The following is a 21,759-nucleotide window of genomic DNA, read 5'->3' on the forward strand; positions in this document are numbered from 1 at the left end:
AGTCTTCAATTCCTCCTTTCTCCTTTGCATTCCAGTCATATGCCTCCCCAATTGGGGCGAGGCGCACTATAAGTAATATCACTGCACCAGACTTGATTTGGGCGCGTAATCGACAGCTTTCGTAAAAGATATGGATATATCATATGCTGTGGGTGCTTTTTGCTGGTATCAGGGCTTTTATAGATAGCTTGCAATCCCATCATACCCATTAATCGACGCACCCGGTGTCTTCCTGCATGAAACCCACTTCGAGGTAGGTAAGCGGTGATTTGACGGCTACCAAAGAACGGGTATTTCGTGAAGGTGCGATCAATCTCATTCATAAGTTTCAGCGTTTCTGGATCAACTCCGACAGGCTTATAATACATTGATGACCGACTGATTTTCAGGAGCCTACACTGTCTGCTTAGACTTAAAACAGTATGGTCCTTACGGATCATTGCTTTGCGTTCATCTGGGCTCATCGCTTCAGCCCTTGAGACAAAAAATCGTTTTCAATCGCCAGTTTGCCAATCTTGGCGTGCAGCTCTTTGATTTGCGCTTCGTTGCCTTCTGTTTTTTTGATCTTATCAGAAAACACACCAGCCAAGCCATCAATCGCTTGCCGCTTCCATGTGGTCACTTGGGTCGGATGGATTTTGTGTTTGGCGGCGATCTCTTGAACCGTCTTGTCACCGCGCAGGGCTTCGAGCGCCACAGTGGCTTTAAACTTGTCTGAAAAGTTCCGTCTTGTCGTCATTTGCGTATCCAATCGCTAAAGGAGGATACATCTTAGCAGACTGTCTAGTTTTCCAGGACCACTTCAGTCGATAAGCTGAAAGTGATTAAAGAAGATGGAGTTGCATCGGTTCGGTTTGATGGAGTAGCCAGCGCGGCGGCAGTCAAAGATGAAGCTAATGGTGCAGATGGCGTTATTCAAGGTTTGGTCAATAAAGTTTGGAATGAAATACAGGCGCTTACATATGGTGAAGAAGCTGAAAAACCAGATAATGAAAACCTCAAGGTTGAGGTGTTTCTAAAATTTGATAAGCGTAATGGTACTGCGATTGATCAGCAAGAAATTAAAGACGTTGCGGAAAGTGTATCCGATGAGGGGGATGGCTTTGAAATCGTAACTCTCAGTGGCTTTAAAATTAAGCCAGAGGATGTTCTGCTTAATAAGCGTGTCAGCTTTACTAAGTATGGTAAATCGATTGCTTTTAATGATGCGCTTGATCAAATGACTACGTACTATCATGAACTGACGGCACCTGCTAAGGTTTAACAATGAGCAAATGTGCTGACCGATTTTTGCCACTCCTTTACGGTGTATTCGCGGTAGCCGCAGGTACTGCTGCGGGTTGGTATGGTCAGGATTTGGTTCATGGTAATGAAAAAGCTAGGGATGTAATAGTTACCGTTTTTTCTATTTTGGCGGGCTTTTTAATAGCAATTATGACACTAATGGGAGACCAGTCAGTTCTTCCGGGCTCTTGGAAAATAGCTCAAGCTCAGAGAGATAAAATTCGTGCTAAGCTCATCCGACAAAAATGGCTATTCTATTTTTATCTTGTGACTTTAAGCTTAATTTTTGGGCATACATTGATTGCACCTAAGCATCCAGATATTGCAGACTGGGTAGAGCGTGCGTATTTTGGCTTCGCAGTAGCTTCCTTTATTCTGTCATTTAAGTTGCCTTCGACGCTTATGGCTGTTCAGACAGACCGCATTGATGCTGTGGTGGGCGCACGTAAAGAGCAAGCGTCCAAACTTGACCGGAATTGATTTGTCATAACTTTGAAAGACGTTATTTGACGGGCCTTTCCCCACTGAAAACAGTAGCGCATCAGTGGAGCGCTGGTCTGAAATCCTCACTGCTAACAGTGAAGGAACAGTGAGAGCGAAAATTAAATATCAAGTTCGATGTCGCTGAGTGATTGAACCTTTTTTCGAATATAGCCCTTAGCAATATCGGTGATAACTTCTAGGCTTAAACTGCCTACTTTTTTTGCCCCGTCTTTGGTCTTATCCCAAATAATAGGGTCTCGAATTGTCTCTAAAAAATCATGCCCCTGCCACGTGATTAGCTCCACGACCCATTGCCCGCCTCCTGATTTGGATCGCACTGTAATGAACCCAGCTTGCTCAAGTAGAGTTAAATGGTATTCAAGTTTTTGCGCCTCATCTTCCGAGAGATTTGAAGCTTCAGGCATATACAGTATTTCCGCTGTAGATTGTGAAATCACAGTAAAACGTGTATGTCCTTTCTCAATATCAAGGAGTAGATTGCGGACTGTGTCCATATCGCGCGTCAAATTCATTCTGCCACCTCAAGCGATATGCTAATATGCTTACTCATTTTTCATTTCCTTTTATTAACCCACACCAGCGCCGCCATGCTTGCTTCAATTCAGATCAATCACGTTTCCAGATGACATTTCATTATAGAGCAATGCATTAAGAGGTATCCCTGCAATCACGCACTGGTCAGCAAACTCATTGATTACTGCAATCGTCCATTCATCACCGCCCCGAAATAACCGCTGCTCATTGTTTTTGGAGGTAGCAGGTTTCCCATGTAAGAGGCCATTGCGCTCTATTACCAATAACTCGAACTGTTCCGCAAAAGGCGCAATCTTGGTGCGAAGTGTTTGGTCTGCAACCCGCGAGAAAAGTATTTTCAGGTCTTTAGCAATTGTTCCAGCCGTCTTTTTCTTTGTTTCGATTGTGCCGATGTAATTGGGTTTAAGCCGTTCACAACACCAAGCTGCGCCCCACTCTAACCGTGCAAATGCGATTGCGGCTAGTCCTACGGCCTGAAAGTATTCAGGGTCTTGCGGTATTAACAAACGTTCGTCGCTCATTTGTCAGCCCTTATTGCCACACCAGCGCCCGCTGACACTTCCCCATGTTCAAGGAACTGCACGCCTGCATCCTCTAACGCCCTTTTGATGGCGGTGAGGTTATTATGTGTGGGTACGCGGCGACCTTTCTCAAAATCGCGAATAGTAGAAAGCCCTAAGTGCGCGGCTTCTGCAAGCTGCTCTTGTGACCACTCGATTAAGCCTCTAGCGGCTCTTGATTGTGCTGGTGTCATCATGGCTACTTTATAGCGCAACGAATTAATTTCATCAAGAAATAACGAAAACTGTTGACGATTAACCTTAACGAGTGATAACTGTCATTTATTGATGATTTTCGTTGATTTGGAGCAGCCAATACCAAACGCACCCGTTCCGGCAACCGCCGAAGGTATGCCTGCATATAAGACTGCATGTGAAATTCACGACAACATATTTCTGGCTCTAGATGTAGCAGAGAACGAATGCCCGTTCCCAGAGGAGGCTTGCGAGTTAATGCGTGATGCACTCCGCCAGACAAAAACAACTATTGGAGGATTTATCATGAATGTGAGAAGCGAAAAATTTAAAGCGCCAGTATCTGATCCGGTAAACACCGGTTACCTTGCCTGTTCACTCCTGAGAGTTTGCGGTGCAGCTGCTAACTTTGCCGATGATAATGAGGGCTATCCGGCAGGCAAACATATGCACGGTTATATTGCGCAAGTCCTTAAACACGTTGAGGAATTGGTGGGGGAAACCGTAACGGCACTTGAGCTGGAATTGCAAGGCAAGGGAGACGTGGCATGACTGGCTTGGCTTTCAGAAACATTACACAAGTTGATATTGATAGATCAAGCGCTGTGCTTTCATTGCTAGCTGTTTGTGAAACTGCTGCAAGGGCAACAGACAACCTTGGAGAAACTGAAGTCACACGCATATCTGGTGCGCTTGGGCACTCGCTTGAATTTCTTCAAAAGCTTGAATTAGAAAACTTAGTCGCGCTTGAGTACGCGGTGGTCAAAGGCAAGTTGTCATGAAGCTCATTCGCTTATGGCTGGCTCTCAAAATACTCAAAGTCAGCAGAAAGGTTTCATATTGGATGCTACCAGAAGCGCATGAGCGATTTGACGGCCAATGATTCATGCTGAAAACAGCGGCGTATCAGCGTGAGTTTTGTCACTCCATAAAAAGCAGGTTCGAGTGGGGCTTCACCGATTTAAGTTCGGTCATATCGCGAGCCGAGCCCGATTAATCCCATATCAATACGCGAGGAGGCAATAGTATAAAAACGTGATGTTTAAATTCACAGCAACACTGTAAAGGTGGACTGCAGGGTGGATTGGAAATTCAGGAAGTCTAATAACTGTATGATTTTATTGATTATTTTTACAAAAAATGGTGCGGGCGGAGGGACTTGAACCCCCACGCCTCTCGGCGCTAGAACCTAAATCTAGTGCGTCTGCCAATTCCGCCACGCCCGCAACAAGCGCTCTCATAGGGTAAAAAATAATGCGGTGCAAGTGGTAATTATGCATTTTCCGGACTTAACACACGGCTTTTTAAAGAAAATTTCAAATGCTGAGCTTTTTACGGTTTACGGTGTCGGGAATGGTGGCTGCATCAATTCAGGCTGTCGAATCAAAGAAATCGCTTATCCTTGTATTGGCTTCTGCACTGACGTGGGTGGACGGTGGTTAGAAGGGCGATTAAGTGGAGCTTGTTGCAACCATATATAAGAGTGCGTTGCTATTTCGTTTTTAAAGACATTAAATATTACGTTAGTTCGTCTGAAATTCGTGATTTTAAATGCTGATGGTGGATTGTCAGGGCGCAAATGGGTAAATATATAGGCATAAGCGCTGTGTGACATGCATCATTATTGACGGTTATTCATTGACCTTTGGGTTCTGTCCACGTAATGGAAGTGAAATTTGGCGCGAGGTGCAATGAAGTAACTGCGTCTTTAAGGCGGAAGCTTATTCGAAAAGCCGTGTGGCTTGGATAAGGTTTTTAAGTTTTTGAGATGCGCATTTATCGTCTGACGCGTTTGATTGCGCACACAAGCCATATGGCACAACAGTTTCTTGCCGGCGTTGACGCCAGAAGTTCGTGACCCGGCATCATGATAAGAAGTGAAGGTTTTGACATGCAGGTTACCGAAACGCTCAATGAAGGGCTGAAGCGCGAAGTTAAGGTTGTTATTCCAGCTGCGGATCTCGTCGCAAAGCTCGCAGAACGCCTCGAAACTGCACGCGGTAATGCACGTATTAACGGTTTCCGTCCGGGTAAAGTGCCTGTTGCGCATCTGCGTAAGACATATGGCAAGTCTTTCATGGCTGAAATCGTCAATGAAATTCTCAGCGACACTCCACGTTCGATCCTTGCTGATCGTGGCGAAAAGTCCGCAACCCAGCCTGAAGTTGTTTTGTCGGAAGACGAAAAAGAAGCTGAACAGGTTCTGGACGGCAAGATCGATTTCGTATTTTCGCTGGCTTACGAAGTTCTGCCAAAGATCGAAATCAAAGATTTCTCCGGCATTAGCGTAACCCGTGAAGTTGTTGACATTTCTGATGAAGAAGTTGACGAACAGGTTAAGCGCGTTGCGTCTTCAACCGTTTCTTACGAAGCGAAAAAAGGCAAAGCTGAAAACGGCGATCGCGTTACCATGGATTATCTTGGTAAAGTTGATGGCGTTCCGTTCGATGGCGGTGCAGACAATGATGCACAGCTCGTTCTGGGTTCCGGCCAGTTCATTCCTGGCTTTGAAGATCAGCTCATCGGCGTAAAAGCTGGCGATGAAAAAGCTATCAACGTAACTTTCCCTGCTGATTACGGTGCAGCTCATTTGGCTGGCAAGGATGCAACCTTTGACATCACCGTCAAGGAAGTTGCTAAGGCTGGCGAAGTTGAACTGAACGACGAAACCGCTAAGAAGCTCGGCATCGAAACTCTTGAGCGTCTGCGTGAAGTGGTTCGCGAACAGATCGAAAGCCAGTACGGTTCAATCACCCGCCAGAAAGTTAAGCGTCAGATTCTTGATGCTCTGGATGGTGACTATCAGTTCGAAAGCCCTGAAAAGCTGGTTAGCGCAGAATTCAACAACATCTGGCAGCAGATCAACTTTGACCTGCAACAGGCTGGCCGCACTTTTGAAGACGAAGAAACCACAGAAGAAGCAGCACGCGAAGAATATCGCAAGCTGGCTGAACGTCGCGTACGTCTCGGTCTGGTTCTCTCCGAAATCGGTGAAAAAGCTGGCGTTGAAGTAACTGAAGAAGAATTGCAGCGTGCAGTTTACGATCAGGTACGTCGTTACCCGGGTCAGGAACAGCAGATCTACGACTTCCTGCGTAAAACACCGGATGCAGTTGCAAATCTGCGCGCTCCTATCTTTGAAGAAAAGGTTGTTGACCATCTGTTGGCTGCAATCACCGTTACGGATAAAAAAGTAACCAAAGAAGAACTGACTGCAGAAGACGAAGATCAGGCAGCTGAAAAGCCAGCCAAGAAAGCTGCACCAAAGAAAAAAGCTGCTCCTAAGAAAAAAGAAGCAGAGAATACAGACGAAGCTTAATCGTTCGACATCTGATTATTCAGACAAAAAAGGCCGCGCATTGCGCGGCCTTTTTTGTGTTTGATTATCCAGTATGACGGGTGGTTACGGAGTTTAGCACTCTTCACATTAAGTTTATCGGTCATAAATCCAGTTCTTGTTTGATTGACAATGTGTCATCACTTAATTACCAACCGGATGGTTATTAATTGGGATTAACTGATGGCGAGACCCAGAGCGATTGATCGCGCTACGATTTTGGATGCAGCAGAGCAGGTTGTGTTGCGTGATGGCGCTGCAAGGCTGACGCTTGATGCTGTGGCAATTGTTGCAGGCATCAGTAAAGCCAGCGTGATTTATGATTATAAAACCAAACAAGCGCTCATTCAGGCTGTTGTAGAGCGTTGGATTACGGTTTGGCGAGACAGACTTGATGAAGCCGCAACTCGTTATAAAGACTGTGATAATCCGCGTTTGCGCGCGCGTATTGATGTTGCGCGTAATTATAATGCAGAAGAAGACGGCGCTGTGGTTTTCCAGCTTTGCTCGGCTATGACGCAGGATGAACAATTACGACAAACAATGAATGAAGGGTTTCGGGTGGAGCTTAGCAAATCGCTGAGTTTAGCCAAAGATCCGGATAAGGCATTGCTGGCATTGCTGGCCATTGAAGGCATGAGCATTTTGCAGATGTTTGGCGCGGTGGATTGGCGGCCAGAGCAACGCGAGAAGATTCTCTCGGGCATAGAACAACTGATTACTGAAGACTAACCCCGCAGCTTGAAGATAGATGACCATAATGTGATCGGCAGGCCGGTATGGTTTTACCTCCGAAAACTATAAGTAAGCCTGAATGTTTCGCGTGGAATCTCTGTTTCATATCTCAGGATATAGAATGAAAAAACATACTTATTTGTACAAAGTGGCTGCTGTTATGCTGGCTGCCAGTTTTCTAACCGCTTGCAATGACCAGCCAAGTGCTGGCGGGGCTGCACCAGCTATGCCGCCAATGGCCGTCAGTTTCATTGAGTTGAAGCCTGAGGCATTACCGATCCTGAATGATTTGCCTGGTCGTATCGCACCGACACGTCTGGCAGAAGTACGCCCGCGTGTTTCCGGCATTGTGGTCGAGCGTGTGTTCGAGCAGGGCACTAAGGTTCAGCAAGGTGATGTGCTTTATCGTATTGATCCGGCTCCCTTTCAGGTAAAGGTTGATATGGCGGAAGCCACATTGGCGCGTGCAAAAGCCACCCAGCTTCAGGCGCGTCAAGCCAATGCCCGTCAGGAGCAGTTGCGCAAATCCAATGTTTCCAGCGCTCAAAACCTGGAAACAGCGGTGGCACAATTGGCACAAGCCAATGCTGATGTCGCAGCAGCAGAAGCAAGCCTCAATGAGGCAAAACTGAATTTACAATATGCGGAAGTCACTGCACCAATCAGCGGTCAGATCGGTCGTGCATTGATTACTGAAGGTGCATTGGTAAGCGCCAACAGTCCTGAAAACCTTGCAACCATTCAACAGCTTGATCCGATTTATGCGGACTTTACCCAACCCGCTGCAGATCTTATTCGTTTGCGTAAAGCACTACAGAACGGGAAGCTGATGACCGGCCCGAATGAAGCTGAGGTCAGGCTTTTACTTGATGATGGTTCGCTTTATCCAACCACCGGACGCCTGTTGTTCTCTGAGGCGGCGGTTGACACCACCACCGGTCAGGTAACCTTGCGTGGTGAATTCCCGAACCCGGATGGTGATTTGCTTCCGGGCATGTATGTTCGCGTTCAAATTGAGCAAGGCATTGAGAAAAATGCGTTGGCAGTGCCGCAGCAGGCTGTGCAGCGCAATGCTGATGGCCTGGCATCCATTCTGGTGGTGAATGCAGATAATGTTGTTGAGCTGCGTTCGGTTCATGTGAACCGTATTCTCGGTGACCGTTTCGTTATTAGCGGTGACGTTAAAGAAGGTGATCGCGTCATCACTGAAGGTTTCCAGAAAACTGCACCTGGTGCAACTGTGGCACCTGTACCGTTTGGTGCGGAAAAACCAACCGCTGAAGTTGCTAAAGACAAGGGCGAATAGGATTTAAAATATGGCGCAATTTTTCATTGGACGCCCCATCTTCGCCTGGGTCGTCGCTATTTTCATCATGATTGCGGGGCTGTTGGCAATTCCACAATTGCCGGTTTCGCAATATCCAAATGTGGCACCACCGCAAATCTCTGTATTTGCGATGTATCCGGGTGCTTCGCCGGAAGATATTTATCAGAGTGTGACGTCACCGATCGAGCAGGAGCTCAACAGTGTCAGCGGCACGATTTATTTCGAATCGACCTCCGACTCTTCCGGTATGATCCAGATTACGGTCACATTTGAAGCGGGTACTGATATCGGTCAGGCGTCGATTGACGTGCAAAACGCAATCCGCCGTGTGGAAGCGCGTCTGCCACGTATTGTGGTGCAGCGTGGTGTACAGGTGCAGGAAGCCGGCTCTGGCTTCCTGATGATGGTCGCGCTGATGTCGAAAGACGGCAGCACCAACGAGGTGGGCCTTGGCGATTATTTGACCCGTAACGTGCTTGGTGAAATCCAGCGTCTCGACGGTGTTGGCCGTGCGCAGGTATTTGCCAGTCAGCGTGCAATGCGTATCTGGATTGATCCGGACAAGATGGTTGGTTTGAACCTCTCATCAACTGATATCAGCAATGCCATTGCCTCGCAGAATGCGCAGGTCGCAGCCGGTCGTATCGGTGCACGTCCAAACCCGATCAATCAGCAAATTTCTGCTACTGTTTTGGTTAAGGGGCAGCTTGCTTCACCTGAAGAATTTGGTGCGATTGTTTTGCGTGCCAATCCGGATGGTTCTTCTGTGCGTTTGCGTGATGTTGCGCGTGTTGAAATCGGCGCGGAGACATATAATTTTGCCACCAAAATTAATGGTCGTCCGTCAGCAGCGCTGGCTGTGCAGCTATCACCAACCGGTAATGCGATGGAAACAGCATCAGCTGTACGCGCCAAGATGGAAGAGCTTTCCAGCTTCTTCCCTGACAATATCGAATATGCCATTCCTTACGATACATCGCCATTTGTGGCTGTATCGATCAAGAAAGTTGTCACCACCCTCGTTGAAGCGGTTATTCTTGTTTTCTTGGTGATGTTCCTGTTTTTGCAGAACTTCCGCTATACAATCATTCCGACTTTGGTTGTTCCGGTGGCTTTGCTTGGTACGCTCGGTGTGATGCTGGCAGCAGGCTTCTCGATCAACGTTTTAACGATGTTTGCGATGGTGTTGGCCATTGGTATTCTTGTCGATGATGCCATTGTGGTGGTGGAAAACGTCGAGCGTATCATGGCGGAAGAAGGCTTGCCGCCGCGTGAAGCAACCCGTAAAGCGATGAAGCAGATTTATAGTGCGATCATTGGTATTACACTGGTTCTGAGTGCTGTTTTCATTCCTATGGCCTTCTTCCCGGGTGCTGTGGGCGTGATTTATCAGCAGTTCAGTCTGACCATGGTGGTCTCCATCATGTTCTCCGGTTTTTTAGCACTCTCACTGACACCTGCATTATGCGCAACATTCCTGAAGCCGATTAAAAATGGCCATGAACCAAAACGCGGTTTTTTTGGTTGGTTCAACCGCAAATTCGATGCGCTTGTTGGTGGCTATACCAGTAGTATTGGCTGGATTGTTAAACGTGCCGGCCGCTTCATGCTGATTTATGTGGTACTGGTTGGCGGCCTGGCTTATCTGTTCATGCAGTTGCCATCTTCCTTCCTTCCAAACGAAGATCAGGGCTTCCTGATCGTTGATATGCAGGCTCCCGCTGAAGCAAGTGCAAACCGTGCTTTGAGCGTTTCTGAAGAAGTTGATGCCATTTTCCAGCAGGAAAAGGCTGTTGAAGAACGTGTCCTCATCAGTGGTTTCTCCTTCTCCGGCTTTGGTGATAATGCGGGACTTGCCTTCATTACGCTGAAAGATTGGAGTGAGCGCGGCCCTGAGGATTCTGCCACTGCCATTGCTGGTCGCGCAAACCAGAAATTGTTTGGCATTAAAGATGCAATTTCATTTGCTCTTTCACCGCCGCCAATTCAGGGGCTGGGTACATCCGGTGGCTTTAGCTTCCGCTTGCAGGATCGTTCCGGTGCAGGGCAGGCTGCTCTGTCTGCTGCAACGTCCCAGTTGATGGCAGCGGCTGCAGAAAGCCCGATCCTTGTTGGTATGCGTATTGAAGGCATGCCGGATGCAGCGCAGCTCATCATTGATATCGACCGTGAAAAAGCCAACACCTTTGGTGTGACCTTTGCCGCGATCAACTCGACCATCTCTGCAAATCTCGGTTCGTCTTACATCAATGACTTCCCGAATGCCGGCCGTATGCAGCGTGTGACCATTCAGGCTGATCAGGAAAAGCGTATGAGCGCTGAAAATATTCTTGATCTGAACGTGCAAAACGCTTCCGGCGGTATGGTTCCACTGCGTTCTTTTGCCAATGTTCATTGGACAAAAGGTGCGGCGCAGGTTGTCGGTTATAACGGCTATCCGGCTGTTCGTATTTCCGGTAACGCGGCTCCGGGTTATTCATCCGGTGCAGCAATTGCTGAAATGGAACGTCTGGTTGCTGATCTGCCTTCAGGATTCGGTCATGAGTGGTCAGGTCAGTCCTTACAGGAAATTCAGTCCGGTTCACAGGCGCCGTTCCTGATGGGCTTGACCGTTGTGTTCATCTTCTTGCTGCTGGCTGCATTGTATGAAAGCTGGTCAATTCCGCTCTCGGTTATGCTGGTAGTTCCGCTTGGTATTATCGGCTCGGTTCTGGCGGTTATGCTGCGTGATATGCCGAATGACGTTTACTTTAAAGTTGGTCTGATCACGATTATCGGATTGTCTGCAAAGAACGCTATTCTGATCGTGGAGTTTGCCAAGGATCTGCGTGCAGAAGGTATGGGGTTAATGGAGGCGACCATAGAAGCCGCCAAGCTGCGTTTCAGACCAATTTTGATGACCTCGCTGGCATTTACTCTTGGTGTTACACCTTTGGCTGTTGCAACAGGTGCAAGTGCTGCCAGTCAGAACGCAATCGGAACCAGTGTTCTGGGCGGTATGATAACAGCAACGATTTTGGCTGTGTATTTTGTTCCGGTCTTCTTTGTGTTCATCATGAGCTGGTTTGGAAGTAAGGAGAAACCGGCGGTCAAAGCACCTGCTACATCTGAAAGCGAATAAACGCTTTTAGATCCATCAAAACAAAAATGCCGCGCTAGTTCAAAGCGCGGCATTTTTTATAGTAGAGTTATTTATATAAAAGATCGGCAATTATTCTGCTGGGACAACGCAAGTGACGTCGCCTTCTTCACATTTCAGATAATCAGACAATTGCTGATTGCGTATGTTTGTCAGTGATGTTTTGCACATGGTCACCATCATTGGGTGGATACTGCCGCCATCGGTGCCGGAGGCTGCAAAGGTGCATTCACTGTCGCGGAAGCCGATCCATGCCCGTTGTGCATTGATTAGAAGTTTTTTGGTGTCGTGATCGTCAGCCAGACGCTTTTCAATTGTCTTATAAAGTTCATTCAGTTTTTTATCGGCTGCTGCCAATTCTTCACTGGCACATTTGGTCATGGTTGCCTGGTCCTCTGCATTGCTGCAATCTGTTGCAGCGTAAGCAGAAGAGGCGAATAATAAGGCACATGCTGTATAGAATGTTCGTTTTAACATATTGCATCCCCTCACATGATAACAACTTGACAATAAGCTGACGTTTTAAATTTTATGGGCAGTCATTATCGCGAATATAGCGCGCGTAAACCCAACCTTTGGAAGATTTATCTTCGCCATAATATGTCACAGGGCACCAACGATTGGCCCAGGGGCGGTTTAAAGGTTCGCATTTGCCTTTAAGAACAATGATACCGTGATTTTTTGCCGGAATCGTTCCCACAACCGGCGAAGAAGCGGTTGGCTGACTGCGAATATTGAGAACATCACCCTGTTGTACATTCACGACACGAAGGCAGCCCGGGCCCGTTGTTGCAAGGGCAGGCTGTGCAATTGTCAGGGTGAAGGCGGTCAGTAATAAAGCAGAAACGGCTAATTTCATCTGTGTTTCCTTTAAAGGCGCATGGGCACATTTATGCAGACCATCTTAACAGTACTACAAACACAGTATATTTAAATTGAAGTAAGGTGAATACAGGCTGAATAGGGTGGTTAAATACTATTCCTGCAAAATTTTTGCCGTTCATGACAAAATAACAGTCATCACAGTGATGACGTCATATGCTTTAACTGTTTGTCAGTGAGAAAAATGGAGGCCTCGCCCGTAGTGAAACATACTAATTAATTCAGTAGGTTAATGCCCCGCACCACTGAAAACAGCTCCTTTGATTTTGTTTACTTATTTTTAGGCTTCCCCGCACCCAATGCAGAATGATTTATAGTACTGCTTTCAATTTGCTCAGCTACGCGACGAGATGACTTAATACCAAGTTTAACTCGGTCGGCACCCTTTGTATAAATTTCAGCTTGCTTCATACTTGACCAGCCATACTGCGCCATTAATTCATGCGTGGCGGCACCAGCTTCCGCTGCTAATGTTGCACTAAGTTTTCTCAGGCCATGTGCGCTTTTTTTAATTCCAGCCTCATTGCATCGGTCACGGAACCAATTACCAAAACTTGCCGTTGCAAACGGAGCGCCCGATTCGCTCACTAAGAAGCAGAGGTCGCCTGTCTCAGTATTTTCAATTACCCTCATCAATTGCGATGGAAATTCTACGGTAATTTGCGCGCCTGTTTTCTGAGTTTTCATTGTAAAAATATTGCCACGCATATGATGGCGGCCAGCGCAAACAATATCAGACCTACGAAGGCCGGTATGGATCATCAGCTCCACTGCCAAGCGTGGCTTGGTGCCAATAGGCCACCGTGCATAGAACAAGGCCAAATCCTCCATACTCCATGGGGCAAACCCATCTGTCTTATATTTTAATGGGCTAATGCCTGCCGTCGGGTCTACGGTAACGTGGTCGTTCTTAAGCGCCCAAGAAAACAATCCTCGCATGGTTTTAAGAAAGTGATTGGCCTGAGCCGGAGTGTCTGACCGTGACTCTACCGCCGCTATCATAGATTTTTTATTGATTGCACTATATGGCGCGTTTCCAGAACGATTAATTGCGATAATAAATAAATTTTCACGTTGACGTTGAGTGGCAGGTGAAAACGCTTTCCAAGCGGAGCTCTCTCGGTAGCGATCGATAAGCCATCGCAAGCTTTGTACCGATACCTCATCCTGTTTTTTAACTTCAGGACGTTTGCCTGATGCGGCCAGTATGTAGGCTTCTTTGAATTCAGTAGAATTTATATCATCAGGTAGCCTGATCCGCTCACCTTTGCCGACACGGTAGAAGAACTTTATCCTTCCGTGGCGGCTTTTCTCCCTGACGACATAAAGTGGTAATTTTCTTGCCATTTATTCTTTTACAGTAAAACAATATCATTGTGATTGTTGCGCGTTGCGTCATTCGGAGCGGCAGAAACTGGCAAAACTGATATTGAGCCATCTGGCTTTACAGTGACACTTACGCCTTCTTCTTTGGCAATTATCGCCATGTTGCGCATTTGAGCGCGGGTGAAACGTAATTTCTCAGTCAATCCTTTCCTCCTTCCGGTGCGAGGGGCGCGGGCGCGCGTATTGCTGCGGCGATATTTTGGGCTGCATGAGCCATTGACGAATGAATGATGCCCTTGTTCATTTCATCTTCGCTGATCTTATAGTCTTCACTCGTAATGAGGTGGCTTAAGCCTTTACGTTGCTTGGAAAGAACAGGGTCAACCATAATTGTATCAGTCGCCATACGGAAATTCTCAGCTGCAAATTCGTCCGCTATTTTGGCGCAGCGTTCTCGTTCAATCAGTTCTGTTGTCATGACGGCTCCTTTCCTGAAAGGGCGGCGCGGGCTACTTCACCGCAATCCGACCATAAATCCCCCATGCCTCCGGTAAGCGGCGCAGGATATTTTCTGATATCAGCGTAAAATTCCAACGCCTCCCTGTACCTCTCTATCTCTGCCGTCTGGTCAACAGGGGCGGCGTAGAGGGGTTTAGGATCGGTGCCATGCTTACAATGCGCTGCGATTTTAGATTTACTTACGTCTGTCCACCCCGCAGTAGGGTGCATCCATGCCACCGGATCCTGCGCCTTGATCTGGGCGAGTTCGGCTTCTGCGGCTTGCGCGCGTTTTTGCCATTCAATATCGCAAACCCCAACCTGAATTAATTTTTCTTCTAAATATGTTGGGCAGGTTAGTCGCTCAATATCCGCTTCCTTCGCCGCTTGCATCGCAACAATCTTGGCGGCTTCGGAGTAAAGGACGTACTCGCCTTCGCCCATCTCTACTGCACCGTTCCCGAACATACTGATGCCATACCGCACCAACCCCGCCAGCGTATCGGCGGAAGGCGTGGCGCGGGTGTTCCAGCTATGAACGGCTGCATTAGGTTTGTTGTATTCGCGGGTTGTAAGGCCACAAACTTTGCATTCAACGCGCTCACGGTAAGATTTTAAGCGACTTTCTTTGCCGGCGTAAAAGCTGCGCTTAATAAGTTTTGCTTCACCCACGCAAGAAGAGCACGGCTTCAATTCACTTGTCATGCTGCTAAACTCCAAATGAGCCACGCGATCAGAGAAATGACTATCGCGATAAGAAAAATAAAGGCGTTAGCCATTGCTTGCCCCACAGCACCAAGGCCATGAGAATAACTTCTGTCACTGCGCCAAGCGGAAATTAGTAATGCAATAGCCGTTACAGCGGCGGGAATTACCCACCAACCAAGAACGATGTTAATTGTCATGCTGCTGTCCTTTCAGGGCCGGGGCGGCAGGTAAATGCATCCAGTGGGTGAAATCGTTGCTTTTGAATATATCAAAAACATACTTACCGTTTTCGTCTACTTCATCTATGTCGTCTGCATAGATATCGAAAAAATCAGCCCATACGAAGCTATCGTATTTATCACTCCAGTGAGCGATAATCACTCTCTCTCCTTGCGCGAATTCGTGCTTATTACGCAGAAGTATCAGAGGACTTCCATCTTTCGGCGCTGTCTCTATTGGTTGCCACTGCTCGCCCTGTGCTGGTTCGGCAGATAGGGCGCGGATGGCGGCGGCATGGCATGGGGAAGTATGAAACCCCTTTTGGTGATAGCCTTCCGCATTTAACGGTACTTCATCAGAACATCCGCTACATACAGATTTTTGAGCTTCCTCAAACGCCTGTTCCCGCACCGCCGCCACATCAACGGGGTTGGTGGCAACGTCGTCGATATGACCGGAGCCGCTGCAATAAGGACATGACAATTCGGCATCAGACAATTTCGGCTGATCACCTTCGTTCAAAAAGCCTTGACGGGTTCCAGCGCGAATTTCATCAATAATGGTTTTTATGTCTGGCCTTGGTACATGGCACTCACCCACACGGCACTCAAAGTCAGCTTGTGCAAAGCTCTTAGCCTCATCCAATAGCTGAAACGGGCACGAAAGCGTTGTTAGACCAAGGCGAACCGTTTTATTTGAGCTAATAAAATAAGTTCCAAAGTGGGTTTTGGCCGATAAAATCCCATTGCAAGAGTGAGTTTTCTCCCACTCCAATTTCTTCACCTCAAAGCCAAGCGACAAGTGAGGAAGGGCGGCGGTGAGGGCTTTGCGCACATCCTGATAAGTATCGCAATTATTATCAGTGCTTTCAAATGACTGTCGAAAAGCCTGCACGGCTGCATCTGGTATCTGCACAGGGTTGGTCATCGTGCACCTCCACGGGCTGCGACGAATGCATCAGCATACAGTAACGCTGCGGTTGCAAGGTTCATGCGCACGTCTTCACTAGTGGAGTATGTACCAGTCTCCCTTATGAAGTCAGGGAAACCGCTACTTGAAATCATAGCAGCCATTATTTTCACTGCCGCATAATCGCGTAGGGTCATGCCTTCGTGAAAATACGGGCTCTCTCCGTTATTCTGGCCGCCTTCATAGGTGACGGGGAAAGCTGCGCCACCGGTGTTGATTGTATCTGTCATGACTTCCTCGCATTCCGAATAATGATTAGAGCTTGCTCCTCATCGCCTGTGATGGCGTAGAGTGCTAAAGACACGCGGCAAGGGTCTATGCCGTGCTTGAGCCAGAAGGCGCGTTCATTCATTGAATGCTGCTCGCGGTGCATTTCTGGCGACAGTGGGATTGTCCATCGGTCGTCTGGCTTTTCACCCATGCCAGTTTCATTCTTGCCGTATTGCGGAGCTGCATACCGGATATGAGCGGCTTCAACGCCATAAGCTCCGGTAATGATGCAGGGCAGGGTTCTTATCCATTTTAGATGGGTTTCATCATGCTTTCTTGGGCGCTTCTGTCCTTTGGATGGTGAAGCGGTGAAAGCTGTGTCGTATCGAACCACTCGAAAACCAGCCATTACTGCCCCCACTCAAACTTGCCGTTGCGATATGGAATGCCGCGTTCAATAGTCATGATGATGGCTCTGACCTTGCAAAGCTCGCTCTGTAGGTGGCTGTATTTTTTCTTGTCACGCTTGGCTTTTTCGATAGCAACAGTCAGTTCGTCAGCCTTTTTATTAAGTGCTGGAAGCGGATCGTCATTGAAGCCAAACAGCTTGCGAATTCTTGAGATAAGGAAGTGAATAATCATGCGGCCTCCTGTCGGACATATCCGTATGTTTTAGCGAGCCAAGCCTCAGCTTTGCGAAAGAAGCTTTGAAAATCAGCCTCACTCATTTTGTCGAACGAAATGGACGCGGGAATTGCTACGGTCATGCCAGATGGCAAAGTGAGCAGATCAACAACACCGTTTTGCAACTTGATAAGATCGTGCAGCTTTTCAGCGCTGTAATCCAAACCACAGGCATCAATGACATCTTGTAATGTCGCCCAATAGGCACGGTGACGCCCGACATTTCTAAATTGCTTGATCTCAACTTTGACCAATTCACCTTCGGCAACGCTATCAAGTGCAGACCTGTCAAAGTCGAGTTGAGGGACGAGGTTAAAGCCTCTGCGTATAAAGCCGTAAACAGGTTTGTCTTTCTTAGCCATCAGCGCCACTCCGGAGCAAACGGGATTTCATCATCCAGATCACGACTTGCACCATAGCTGCCGGACTGATCTGTATATGATGACTGGGTTGAGCGTTGTGATTGCTGGTTGCCATCGTCGCGGCTATCCAGCATCTGCAATTCACCGCGGAACTTTTGCAGCACAATTTCAGTCGTGTAACGCTCGTTACCGTTCTGATCCGTCCATTTGCGGGTCTGCAAAGCACCTTCCAGATAAACTTTCGCGCCTTTTTTCAGATATTGCTCGGCAACCTTGGCAAGACCTTCATTGAAAATAACGATACTGTGCCATTCTGACTTTTCACGGCGTTCGCCAGACTGGCGGTCACGCCAACTTTCAGATGTGGCGATACGTAAGTTCACAACCGGATCGCCGGACTGCATACGCCTGACTTCTGGATCAGCACCAAGATTGCCTACGAGTATGACTTTATTCACTGAGCCAGCCATTATGCTGCATCCTTGTTATCGACAGGCAGAGACAGCCCATATTCTTTGAATGAGTTGTGAAGGTTGGTTTGCCAGTCCTTTGGAAGCTGGTTACGCTTCTGGATGCACTCGCCATCCTTCCACCATGAAGTAAGATCAGCGCGCGTTTTGTTTTTACGCATTGAGGCTTCGAGGGATGAATAATGCTTTCTGGCTTCTTCATTTTTCGGTTGAACTGGTTGCGCGGCCTTATGTTCTTCCGCCCTTAGTTCATTGACGTATTTGCTATCGTCGTATCGCCCCATGAAAATATCGCCAGCAAAACCGATCATGGAGAGCGCCTTAACGAGCGCGTCCGTTACTGATTTTTTCGGCGCATCTTCATCAGTAAAAAAACTACCGTTTCTACGCTTGCCAGAAAACTGAGTGCCGCCAATGTGCTCAACTTCGCCACGCTCGCCATTCCACTTGAACCAGACGCGGACATGGGCAATATGCATTTTTTCGCCGTCCGCACCTTCTTCAATGCGCTCATTTGCGACAGTGAAGCCCCAGCCAATACCGCATGGGCCAAATGTTTCAGTCGCCTTGTGGACGAGGTAGTGAGGCTTAGGAGAGGTGCCTTGATAAGCCTTTCCTGTGATAGCTTTTGTATGTTCTGTAGGTGTTCTTTCGACTGCTTCCCAAAGCGCAAGATTACTGGACATTAGGCAACCTTCCTTTCTTCGTGAGCCGTCACGCCGTCGATTTGAATACGGCCTGAATTAACGATCTTCTGGGCTAGACCTTCGAGAAACTCTTGCATTTCAATCTGGCGATACTGCCAAACGTAACGGGCGAATGCCCGCATATCAGTGATTTCAGCGCGGTAGCTGGTGCGCAGAGACGCGGCGCGGCCAGCACCTTTCGCTGATGCTTTGAGGCTTTCAGCTTTACGAGCATCGTTATCTGCACGCTTGGCTTCTTGGACGAGCGCTTCTGCCCGCTCTGCACTTTCCAAATCGCCACCAATTCGCTGCTGCATGGCTTCCATTGCGGCTTTTTGCTTAGCTTCGGCTTCCATCCGTGCGGCTTCTGCCTTGGCTCTATTTTCAGCTTCGACTTTTTCAAGCCAAGGAATGAGCGCCTGTTTGCAAGCTTCAATTGCACGAACGGTGAGGCCGGTTACGGATTTTGTCTTGCCAATAAGCGGGTTATAGCGCTCTTGGATCGCAGCTTTTGCTTCGTCGTGCGGCTTGGCTTCATCTTTACGAGCTTCATCGGCCTGCTTTTCTGCCGCTTGAATAAGGCGCATAAGCTTTTGAACTTCGTCAGCTTGCTCTTGTGAATGGATAGGATCGCCGTCCAGCCAGCCTTTAGCCTCTTCGTACAGATCGCCGATCTGGGCTTTTACTGTATCAAATGGGGTTGGTTCAGGTGGGTTGTTGTGGCCAAGGCCAATTTGTTGGGTCATGCCGCTGCCCCTGATTTCCATTTGTGTTCTGCTTCACGCTCTTGCTTTGCTCGCTTGATGTTTCTGAGTGCAAAAGACATGCGCTTTTTAAATTCGGCCTCCTTGCCACCGCGGTAGCAATCCCACGCCAGTCGGCGGTTTGATTGTGAGGCGCTAAGGAGAATTTGGGAAAGAGTCATGCTGCAAGCTCCTTCAATAGCCGCTCCACTTGATAATATTTCTCTTCAAGGTATCGGCGGGTTGTTATGTCTGGGATTGTTTTGAGGCCGTGCTCAATATCGGCCTTGAGCTTTAAAAGGTCTGCTCGGTGCTTCATGATAGTTGGCTTAGCCATATGAGTGCCGATGCAACGAAAACTGAGACCGAAAAGAAGGCAGCGACATCTTCCAAAAGATCACGCATATTCCGCCTCCCTTTCTGCGAGCTTGGCTTTCAAGCGTTCGTTTTCGACTGAGATTGAAATGATTGTTTCTTTGAAGCGCTCGCTGAGAACGCGTGTCACATTCTCCAAAGCTTGGCGGGTGTTACCTTCAACACTCCAAAACGCTTCTTCGGCTATGTCGGTGAGGTGAGGGCTCATTACGCTGCCTCCCGCATTTTCATCAGGCAATCAGAGCCGATGAATTGTGCTTCTTCTGGTGTGATGCTCATAGGTGCAGCAGCAAAGATGCGAATTTCCAGATATGCATCGCGCAAGCACTTGTTGAATTGGTAGCGACGGAATGGGAGTTTTTCGCCAAATTCCTTAAACCAGTCAGCTGACCACTTACGGTAGCTTTCCCATGCCATTTTCATGGCTTTTGACTGAGTTGCGTAATCGCGGGGGCGCTTTGCAGGTCGCACTGCATTCTTGGCAGAAACCTTGTGTGCGCCTGTTAAATCTGTGTGTGCAATCTGCAAAGCTGAGGACATTTTTTAACTCCATCGTTTAGCGGATCGGCGGGTGCTTCTTCGCGCTGTTGATGGATTCAAAATACCAAGTTGGTATAATATGTCAATACCGAATTGGTATTTAATTTGGTATAAAATACCAGGGAGCTTGCGCCCAGCCGCGCACGTGGTAGAATCAGTGGTATGGAAAAACCCCAAGAGATTGCTGTTGCAGAAAAGTGTATCATCGCCCAAAAGAGACGATTCTTTGGGGGGAGAATGATTAGATTTTCAATTCCGTATTTTTATAATTTATCCATTGAGCTTGAACCGTTAGCTCGATTGCCTTTTGAAGACACGCCTTATTCTTCTATTAAGTGGACGCTTTTATCGGCACAGAACGCTCTGCGGGGGCTGAGTGAAAATTCAATTTATTCCCCGTATTTGCGGGCGTCTTATTCATTGTCCCAAGAGTTGCTGGGGAAGCTATCTCAACAGCTGGCTAAGCAGGATGAAGCCAGAATTTTAACTCAGTTTGAAGTTTATGAAATACGATCTCTATATGAGAGATATAAAACAGCGTTCTTGGCTGAGGTAGGTGTTATGGATACTTACTTCGTTCAGAAGAAGGGCGCATTTGATACTTATGCGCTTCTAATGAACGGGGAGGCGCTTTTCCCTGATGAGCTGGCTATAAAGGCACCAGACGCAATTTTTGATGCAAAACAAGCAGGCCAATGTTTAGCGTTCGAAAACGCTACCGCATCGGGGTTCCATTTGTTTAGAGTGCTAGAGACTGTTATCCGCTCTTATTACGACCATGTGGCGGGTGGGAAGGCTGCGCCAAAGGTACGCAATATTGCTGTGTATGTGAATGCCATGAAACAAGCTGGCGTAGGGAATGAAGACACTCTATTTTTATTAAAGCAAATATCAACGCGCTATAGAAACCCGTTAATCCATCCCGATGTAGTTTTATCTGTTGAGGACGCGATTGCTATTTATGGACTGGTGAGAACAGCAGTGACACAAATGCTGTCAGAGATGCCATATGCGCCAGCAACAACGCAGAATTACGGAAATCTTGCGAGTTTATTTAAGGGCGAATGACAAATGTGCTATGGTACTGCAACAAAAAACCCGCACTAGGCGGGTTCTTTAGGCTGTCTAGGACATTACTTACTTGGGGCTATAGCCTTTTTGTTCGGCTGCACTTGAGCCTTTGGCGCAACGTCTTTTTTCTTTATGCTGCTGCCACGAACTCGGCAAAAATATTCAGCTTGAGCGTGGGTGACTTGTAAATGTGACCCTTGTGATGTGACGCCATTTTTACACTCAATGACATAAACACCATCATTTACGTGGATAGAGTAGGCGAAGGCCTGTGGCAAAGATGCAATCAATAATGCAGATGCGATAGCCAGTTTTGTAAGTTGTTTGCGTTTCATAATCGTTCCTCCCATTGAACTGATCTCAGGTTACATTTGGGAGGGTGAACGCTCACTGAATGGGCT

The 21,759-nt window shown here is 47.7% G+C and carries 34 protein-coding genes and 1 tRNA gene; 9 read left to right on the forward strand and 26 right to left on the reverse strand.

The window, feature by feature from the left end:
* Nucleotides 1–35 precede the first annotated feature (35 nt).
* Both FHS77_RS16515 and FHS77_RS12995 read right to left on the reverse strand, forming a co-directional pair.
* Nucleotides 36–464: an IS3 family transposase gene (locus tag FHS77_RS16515; protein WP_184224071.1), complete on the reverse strand. Its 429-nt coding sequence runs from the start codon at nucleotides 462–464 to the stop codon at nucleotides 36–38.
* Entirely contained in the window at nucleotides 461–739 is a 279-nt protein-coding gene (locus tag FHS77_RS12995; RefSeq protein ID WP_184224073.1) for a transposase, read from the reverse strand. Before FHS77_RS12995 ends, FHS77_RS16515 begins: the two co-directional genes overlap by 4 nt.
* An 81-nt stretch (nucleotides 740–820) precedes the next feature.
* On the opposite strand from FHS77_RS12995, the gene FHS77_RS13000 reads away from it, so the two are divergent.
* Together FHS77_RS13000 and FHS77_RS13005 are read left to right on the forward strand one after the other, a co-directional pair.
* On the forward strand, nucleotides 821–1,264 hold the full coding sequence (locus FHS77_RS13000; protein WP_184224075.1) for a hypothetical protein: 444 nt from the start codon (nucleotides 821–823) through the stop codon (nucleotides 1,262–1,264).
* 2 nt (nucleotides 1,265–1,266) lie between these two features.
* Nucleotides 1,267–1,764, forward strand: a complete 498-nt coding sequence (locus tag FHS77_RS13005; RefSeq protein ID WP_184224193.1) for a hypothetical protein — start codon at nucleotides 1,267–1,269, stop codon at nucleotides 1,762–1,764.
* Between the two features lie 122 nt (nucleotides 1,765–1,886).
* Here FHS77_RS13005 and FHS77_RS13010 read toward each other — a convergent pair whose 3' ends face one another.
* From FHS77_RS13010 to FHS77_RS13020, 3 genes are all read right to left on the reverse strand, one after another.
* Nucleotides 1,887–2,300 carry a DUF2513 domain-containing protein gene (locus FHS77_RS13010; protein ID WP_184224077.1) on the reverse strand — a complete coding sequence of 138 codons (414 nt, stop codon included), beginning with the start codon at nucleotides 2,298–2,300 and terminating at the stop codon, nucleotides 1,887–1,889.
* A gap of 84 nt (nucleotides 2,301–2,384) precedes the next feature.
* Nucleotides 2,385–2,843 carry a hypothetical protein gene (locus FHS77_RS13015; RefSeq protein ID WP_184224079.1) on the reverse strand — a complete coding sequence of 153 codons (459 nt, stop codon included), beginning with the start codon at nucleotides 2,841–2,843 and terminating at the stop codon, nucleotides 2,385–2,387.
* Nucleotides 2,840–3,079, reverse strand: a complete 240-nt coding sequence (locus tag FHS77_RS13020) for a helix-turn-helix domain-containing protein (protein ID WP_343061021.1) — start codon at nucleotides 3,077–3,079, stop codon at nucleotides 2,840–2,842. Before FHS77_RS13020 ends, FHS77_RS13015 begins: the two co-directional genes overlap by 4 nt.
* Nucleotides 3,080–3,170: 91 nt before the next feature.
* On the opposite strand from FHS77_RS13020, the gene FHS77_RS13025 reads away from it, so the two are divergent.
* Nucleotides 3,171–3,629 carry a hypothetical protein gene (locus tag FHS77_RS13025; protein ID WP_184224081.1) on the forward strand — a complete coding sequence of 153 codons (459 nt, stop codon included), beginning with the start codon at nucleotides 3,171–3,173 and terminating at the stop codon, nucleotides 3,627–3,629.
* On the forward strand, nucleotides 3,626–3,859 hold the full coding sequence (locus FHS77_RS13030; RefSeq protein ID WP_184224083.1) for a hypothetical protein: 234 nt from the start codon (nucleotides 3,626–3,628) through the stop codon (nucleotides 3,857–3,859). The genes FHS77_RS13025 and FHS77_RS13030 overlap by 4 nt, the downstream gene beginning before the upstream one ends.
* A 359-nt stretch (nucleotides 3,860–4,218) precedes the next feature.
* Here FHS77_RS13030 and FHS77_RS13035 read toward each other — a convergent pair.
* A tRNA-Leu gene (locus FHS77_RS13035) sits at nucleotides 4,219–4,303 on the reverse strand.
* A 665-nt stretch (nucleotides 4,304–4,968) separates the two neighbouring features.
* On the opposite strand from FHS77_RS13035, the gene tig reads away from it, so the two are divergent.
* The 4 genes from tig to FHS77_RS13055 all read left to right on the forward strand — a co-directional run bounded on the left by tig (nucleotide 4,969) and on the right by FHS77_RS13055 (nucleotide 11,597).
* The gene (gene tig, locus FHS77_RS13040) at nucleotides 4,969–6,396 is read left to right on the forward strand and encodes a trigger factor (protein ID WP_184224085.1); all 1,428 of its coding nucleotides are present in this window, start codon (nucleotides 4,969–4,971) and stop codon (nucleotides 6,394–6,396) included.
* Between the two features lie 201 nt (nucleotides 6,397–6,597).
* Entirely contained in the window at nucleotides 6,598–7,146 is a 549-nt protein-coding gene (locus FHS77_RS13045; protein WP_184224087.1) for a TetR/AcrR family transcriptional regulator, read from the forward strand.
* 124 nt (nucleotides 7,147–7,270) lie between these two features.
* Complete coding sequence (locus tag FHS77_RS13050) at nucleotides 7,271–8,455, forward strand: efflux RND transporter periplasmic adaptor subunit (protein WP_184224089.1); 1,185 nt, start codon at nucleotides 7,271–7,273, stop codon at nucleotides 8,453–8,455.
* A gap of 10 nt (nucleotides 8,456–8,465) precedes the next feature.
* Nucleotides 8,466–11,597, forward strand: coding sequence for an efflux RND transporter permease subunit (locus FHS77_RS13055; RefSeq protein WP_184224091.1), 3,132 nt, complete (start codon nucleotides 8,466–8,468; stop codon nucleotides 11,595–11,597).
* Nucleotides 11,598–11,687: 90 nt separating this feature from the next.
* Here the strand turns inward: FHS77_RS13055 and FHS77_RS13060 are convergent, their stop codons facing one another.
* From FHS77_RS13060 to FHS77_RS13150, 19 genes are all read right to left on the reverse strand, one after another.
* Complete coding sequence (locus FHS77_RS13060) at nucleotides 11,688–12,092, reverse strand: lysozyme inhibitor LprI family protein (protein WP_184224093.1); 405 nt, start codon at nucleotides 12,090–12,092, stop codon at nucleotides 11,688–11,690.
* Between the two features lie 52 nt (nucleotides 12,093–12,144).
* The gene (locus FHS77_RS13065) at nucleotides 12,145–12,474 is read right to left on the reverse strand and encodes an SH3 domain-containing protein (RefSeq protein WP_184224095.1); all 330 of its coding nucleotides are present in this window, start codon (nucleotides 12,472–12,474) and stop codon (nucleotides 12,145–12,147) included.
* Between the two features lie 293 nt (nucleotides 12,475–12,767).
* Nucleotides 12,768–13,844 carry a tyrosine-type recombinase/integrase gene (locus tag FHS77_RS13070; protein WP_184224097.1) on the reverse strand — a complete coding sequence of 359 codons (1,077 nt, stop codon included), beginning with the start codon at nucleotides 13,842–13,844 and terminating at the stop codon, nucleotides 12,768–12,770.
* Nucleotides 13,845–13,852: 8 nt separating this feature from the next.
* Nucleotides 13,853–14,026, reverse strand: coding sequence for a hypothetical protein (locus tag FHS77_RS13075; protein ID WP_184224099.1), 174 nt, complete (start codon nucleotides 14,024–14,026; stop codon nucleotides 13,853–13,855).
* Nucleotides 14,023–14,301, reverse strand: coding sequence for a hypothetical protein (locus tag FHS77_RS13080; protein WP_184224101.1), 279 nt, complete (start codon nucleotides 14,299–14,301; stop codon nucleotides 14,023–14,025). The genes FHS77_RS13075 and FHS77_RS13080 overlap by 4 nt, the downstream gene beginning before the upstream one ends.
* Nucleotides 14,298–15,026, reverse strand: a complete 729-nt coding sequence (locus FHS77_RS13085; protein WP_184224103.1) for a Lar family restriction alleviation protein — start codon at nucleotides 15,024–15,026, stop codon at nucleotides 14,298–14,300. Before FHS77_RS13085 ends, FHS77_RS13080 begins: the two co-directional genes overlap by 4 nt.
* Nucleotides 15,023–15,226, reverse strand: a complete 204-nt coding sequence (locus tag FHS77_RS13090) for a hypothetical protein (protein WP_184224106.1) — start codon at nucleotides 15,224–15,226, stop codon at nucleotides 15,023–15,025. Before FHS77_RS13090 ends, FHS77_RS13085 begins: the two co-directional genes overlap by 4 nt.
* Nucleotides 15,216–16,175, reverse strand: a complete 960-nt coding sequence (locus FHS77_RS13095) for a DUF551 domain-containing protein (RefSeq protein WP_184224107.1) — start codon at nucleotides 16,173–16,175, stop codon at nucleotides 15,216–15,218. The genes FHS77_RS13090 and FHS77_RS13095 overlap by 11 nt, the downstream gene beginning before the upstream one ends.
* Complete coding sequence (locus FHS77_RS13100) at nucleotides 16,172–16,447, reverse strand: hypothetical protein (RefSeq protein ID WP_184224109.1); 276 nt, start codon at nucleotides 16,445–16,447, stop codon at nucleotides 16,172–16,174. The genes FHS77_RS13095 and FHS77_RS13100 overlap by 4 nt, the downstream gene beginning before the upstream one ends.
* A complete protein-coding gene (locus tag FHS77_RS13105; RefSeq protein ID WP_184224111.1) occupies nucleotides 16,444–16,836 on the reverse strand; it encodes a DUF968 domain-containing protein in 393 nt (130 codons plus the stop codon). The genes FHS77_RS13100 and FHS77_RS13105 overlap by 4 nt, the downstream gene beginning before the upstream one ends.
* Nucleotides 16,836–17,069 (reverse strand): hypothetical protein, encoded by a 234-nt coding sequence (locus tag FHS77_RS13110; protein WP_184224113.1) that lies wholly within the window; start codon nucleotides 17,067–17,069, stop codon nucleotides 16,836–16,838. The genes FHS77_RS13105 and FHS77_RS13110 overlap by 1 nt, the downstream gene beginning before the upstream one ends.
* A complete protein-coding gene (locus FHS77_RS13115) occupies nucleotides 17,066–17,473 on the reverse strand; it encodes a hypothetical protein (protein ID WP_184224115.1) in 408 nt (135 codons plus the stop codon). Before FHS77_RS13115 ends, FHS77_RS13110 begins: the two co-directional genes overlap by 4 nt.
* On the reverse strand, nucleotides 17,473–17,943 hold the full coding sequence (ssb, locus tag FHS77_RS13120) for a single-stranded DNA-binding protein (RefSeq protein ID WP_184224117.1): 471 nt from the start codon (nucleotides 17,941–17,943) through the stop codon (nucleotides 17,473–17,475). The genes FHS77_RS13115 and ssb overlap by 1 nt, the downstream gene beginning before the upstream one ends.
* Nucleotides 17,943–18,629 (reverse strand): hypothetical protein, encoded by a 687-nt coding sequence (locus FHS77_RS13125; protein ID WP_184224119.1) that lies wholly within the window; start codon nucleotides 18,627–18,629, stop codon nucleotides 17,943–17,945. The genes ssb and FHS77_RS13125 overlap by 1 nt, the downstream gene beginning before the upstream one ends.
* A complete protein-coding gene (locus FHS77_RS13130; protein WP_184224121.1) occupies nucleotides 18,629–19,375 on the reverse strand; it encodes a hypothetical protein in 747 nt (248 codons plus the stop codon). Before FHS77_RS13130 ends, FHS77_RS13125 begins: the two co-directional genes overlap by 1 nt.
* Entirely contained in the window at nucleotides 19,372–19,554 is a 183-nt protein-coding gene (locus FHS77_RS13135) for a hypothetical protein (protein WP_184224123.1), read from the reverse strand. The genes FHS77_RS13130 and FHS77_RS13135 overlap by 4 nt, the downstream gene beginning before the upstream one ends.
* Nucleotides 19,551–19,709, reverse strand: coding sequence for a hypothetical protein (locus FHS77_RS13140; RefSeq protein WP_184224124.1), 159 nt, complete (start codon nucleotides 19,707–19,709; stop codon nucleotides 19,551–19,553). Before FHS77_RS13140 ends, FHS77_RS13135 begins: the two co-directional genes overlap by 4 nt.
* A 60-nt stretch (nucleotides 19,710–19,769) precedes the next feature.
* On the reverse strand, nucleotides 19,770–19,955 hold the full coding sequence (locus FHS77_RS13145) for a hypothetical protein (protein ID WP_184224126.1): 186 nt from the start codon (nucleotides 19,953–19,955) through the stop codon (nucleotides 19,770–19,772).
* Entirely contained in the window at nucleotides 19,955–20,287 is a 333-nt protein-coding gene (locus tag FHS77_RS13150; RefSeq protein ID WP_184224128.1) for a hypothetical protein, read from the reverse strand. The genes FHS77_RS13145 and FHS77_RS13150 overlap by 1 nt, the downstream gene beginning before the upstream one ends.
* A gap of 162 nt (nucleotides 20,288–20,449) precedes the next feature.
* Here FHS77_RS13150 and FHS77_RS13155 point away from each other — a divergent pair, with 162 nt between their 5' ends.
* A complete protein-coding gene (locus tag FHS77_RS13155; protein ID WP_184224130.1) occupies nucleotides 20,450–21,355 on the forward strand; it encodes a hypothetical protein in 906 nt (301 codons plus the stop codon).
* Nucleotides 21,356–21,420: 65 nt separating this feature from the next.
* On the opposite strand, the gene FHS77_RS13160 is transcribed toward FHS77_RS13155, so the two are convergent.
* Complete coding sequence (locus FHS77_RS13160) at nucleotides 21,421–21,693, reverse strand: hypothetical protein (protein ID WP_184224132.1); 273 nt, start codon at nucleotides 21,691–21,693, stop codon at nucleotides 21,421–21,423.
* Nucleotides 21,694–21,759 lie beyond the last annotated feature (66 nt).

This window comes from Paenochrobactrum gallinarii, assembly GCF_014205685.1.
GTDB classification, from domain to species: domain Bacteria; phylum Pseudomonadota; class Alphaproteobacteria; order Rhizobiales; family Rhizobiaceae; genus Paenochrobactrum; species Paenochrobactrum gallinarii.

What these genes read in the sequence shown, in the direction of transcription:
- FHS77_RS12995 (WP_184224073.1), bottom strand. Translation starts at nt 739, where the DNA reads ATGACGACAAGACGGAACTTTTCAGACAAGTTTAAAGCCACTGTGGCG.
- FHS77_RS13030 (WP_184224083.1), top strand. Translation starts at nt 3,626, where the DNA reads ATGACTGGCTTGGCTTTCAGAAACATTACACAAGTTGATATTGATAGA.
- FHS77_RS13100 (WP_184224109.1), bottom strand. Translation starts at nt 16,447, where the DNA reads ATGACAGATACAATCAACACCGGTGGCGCAGCTTTCCCCGTCACCTAT.
- FHS77_RS13020 (WP_343061021.1), bottom strand. Translation starts at nt 3,079, where the DNA reads ATGATGACACCAGCACAATCAAGAGCCGCTAGAGGCTTAATCGAGTGG.
- FHS77_RS13115 (WP_184224115.1), bottom strand. Translation starts at nt 17,473, where the DNA reads ATGGCTAAGAAAGACAAACCTGTTTACGGCTTTATACGCAGAGGCTTT.
- FHS77_RS13125 (WP_184224119.1), bottom strand. Translation starts at nt 18,629, where the DNA reads ATGTCCAGTAATCTTGCGCTTTGGGAAGCAGTCGAAAGAACACCTACA.
- FHS77_RS13150 (WP_184224128.1), bottom strand. Translation starts at nt 20,287, where the DNA reads ATGTCCTCAGCTTTGCAGATTGCACACACAGATTTAACAGGCGCACAC.
- FHS77_RS13135 (WP_184224123.1), bottom strand. Translation starts at nt 19,554, where the DNA reads ATGACTCTTTCCCAAATTCTCCTTAGCGCCTCACAATCAAACCGCCGA.
- ssb (WP_184224117.1), bottom strand. Translation starts at nt 17,943, where the DNA reads ATGGCTGGCTCAGTGAATAAAGTCATACTCGTAGGCAATCTTGGTGCT.
- FHS77_RS13095 (WP_184224107.1), bottom strand. Translation starts at nt 16,175, where the DNA reads ATGACCAACCCTGTGCAGATACCAGATGCAGCCGTGCAGGCTTTTCGA.
- FHS77_RS13155 (WP_184224130.1), top strand. Translation starts at nt 20,450, where the DNA reads ATGGAAAAACCCCAAGAGATTGCTGTTGCAGAAAAGTGTATCATCGCC.
- FHS77_RS13105 (WP_184224111.1), bottom strand. Translation starts at nt 16,836, where the DNA reads ATGGCTGGTTTTCGAGTGGTTCGATACGACACAGCTTTCACCGCTTCA.
- FHS77_RS13160 (WP_184224132.1), bottom strand. Translation starts at nt 21,693, where the DNA reads ATGAAACGCAAACAACTTACAAAACTGGCTATCGCATCTGCATTATTG.
- FHS77_RS13060 (WP_184224093.1), bottom strand. Translation starts at nt 12,092, where the DNA reads ATGTTAAAACGAACATTCTATACAGCATGTGCCTTATTATTCGCCTCT.
- FHS77_RS13080 (WP_184224101.1), bottom strand. Translation starts at nt 14,301, where the DNA reads ATGACAACAGAACTGATTGAACGAGAACGCTGCGCCAAAATAGCGGAC.
- FHS77_RS13090 (WP_184224106.1), bottom strand. Translation starts at nt 15,226, where the DNA reads ATGACAATTAACATCGTTCTTGGTTGGTGGGTAATTCCCGCCGCTGTA.
- FHS77_RS13010 (WP_184224077.1), bottom strand. Translation starts at nt 2,300, where the DNA reads ATGAATTTGACGCGCGATATGGACACAGTCCGCAATCTACTCCTTGAT.
- tig (WP_184224085.1), top strand. Translation starts at nt 4,969, where the DNA reads ATGCAGGTTACCGAAACGCTCAATGAAGGGCTGAAGCGCGAAGTTAAG.
- FHS77_RS13055 (WP_184224091.1), top strand. Translation starts at nt 8,466, where the DNA reads ATGGCGCAATTTTTCATTGGACGCCCCATCTTCGCCTGGGTCGTCGCT.
- FHS77_RS13015 (WP_184224079.1), bottom strand. Translation starts at nt 2,843, where the DNA reads ATGAGCGACGAACGTTTGTTAATACCGCAAGACCCTGAATACTTTCAG.
- FHS77_RS13110 (WP_184224113.1), bottom strand. Translation starts at nt 17,069, where the DNA reads ATGATTATTCACTTCCTTATCTCAAGAATTCGCAAGCTGTTTGGCTTC.
- FHS77_RS13070 (WP_184224097.1), bottom strand. Translation starts at nt 13,844, where the DNA reads ATGGCAAGAAAATTACCACTTTATGTCGTCAGGGAGAAAAGCCGCCAC.
- FHS77_RS13025 (WP_184224081.1), top strand. Translation starts at nt 3,171, where the DNA reads ATGATTTTCGTTGATTTGGAGCAGCCAATACCAAACGCACCCGTTCCG.
- FHS77_RS13085 (WP_184224103.1), bottom strand. Translation starts at nt 15,026, where the DNA reads ATGACAAGTGAATTGAAGCCGTGCTCTTCTTGCGTGGGTGAAGCAAAA.
- FHS77_RS13130 (WP_184224121.1), bottom strand. Translation starts at nt 19,375, where the DNA reads ATGACCCAACAAATTGGCCTTGGCCACAACAACCCACCTGAACCAACC.
- FHS77_RS13065 (WP_184224095.1), bottom strand. Translation starts at nt 12,474, where the DNA reads ATGAAATTAGCCGTTTCTGCTTTATTACTGACCGCCTTCACCCTGACA.
- FHS77_RS13145 (WP_184224126.1), bottom strand. Translation starts at nt 19,955, where the DNA reads ATGAGCCCTCACCTCACCGACATAGCCGAAGAAGCGTTTTGGAGTGTT.
- FHS77_RS13045 (WP_184224087.1), top strand. Translation starts at nt 6,598, where the DNA reads ATGGCGAGACCCAGAGCGATTGATCGCGCTACGATTTTGGATGCAGCA.
- FHS77_RS13140 (WP_184224124.1), bottom strand. Translation starts at nt 19,709, where the DNA reads ATGGCTAAGCCAACTATCATGAAGCACCGAGCAGACCTTTTAAAGCTC.
- FHS77_RS13050 (WP_184224089.1), top strand. Translation starts at nt 7,271, where the DNA reads ATGAAAAAACATACTTATTTGTACAAAGTGGCTGCTGTTATGCTGGCT.
- FHS77_RS13005 (WP_184224193.1), top strand. Translation starts at nt 1,267, where the DNA reads ATGAGCAAATGTGCTGACCGATTTTTGCCACTCCTTTACGGTGTATTC.
- FHS77_RS16515 (WP_184224071.1), bottom strand. Translation starts at nt 464, where the DNA reads ATGAGCCCAGATGAACGCAAAGCAATGATCCGTAAGGACCATACTGTT.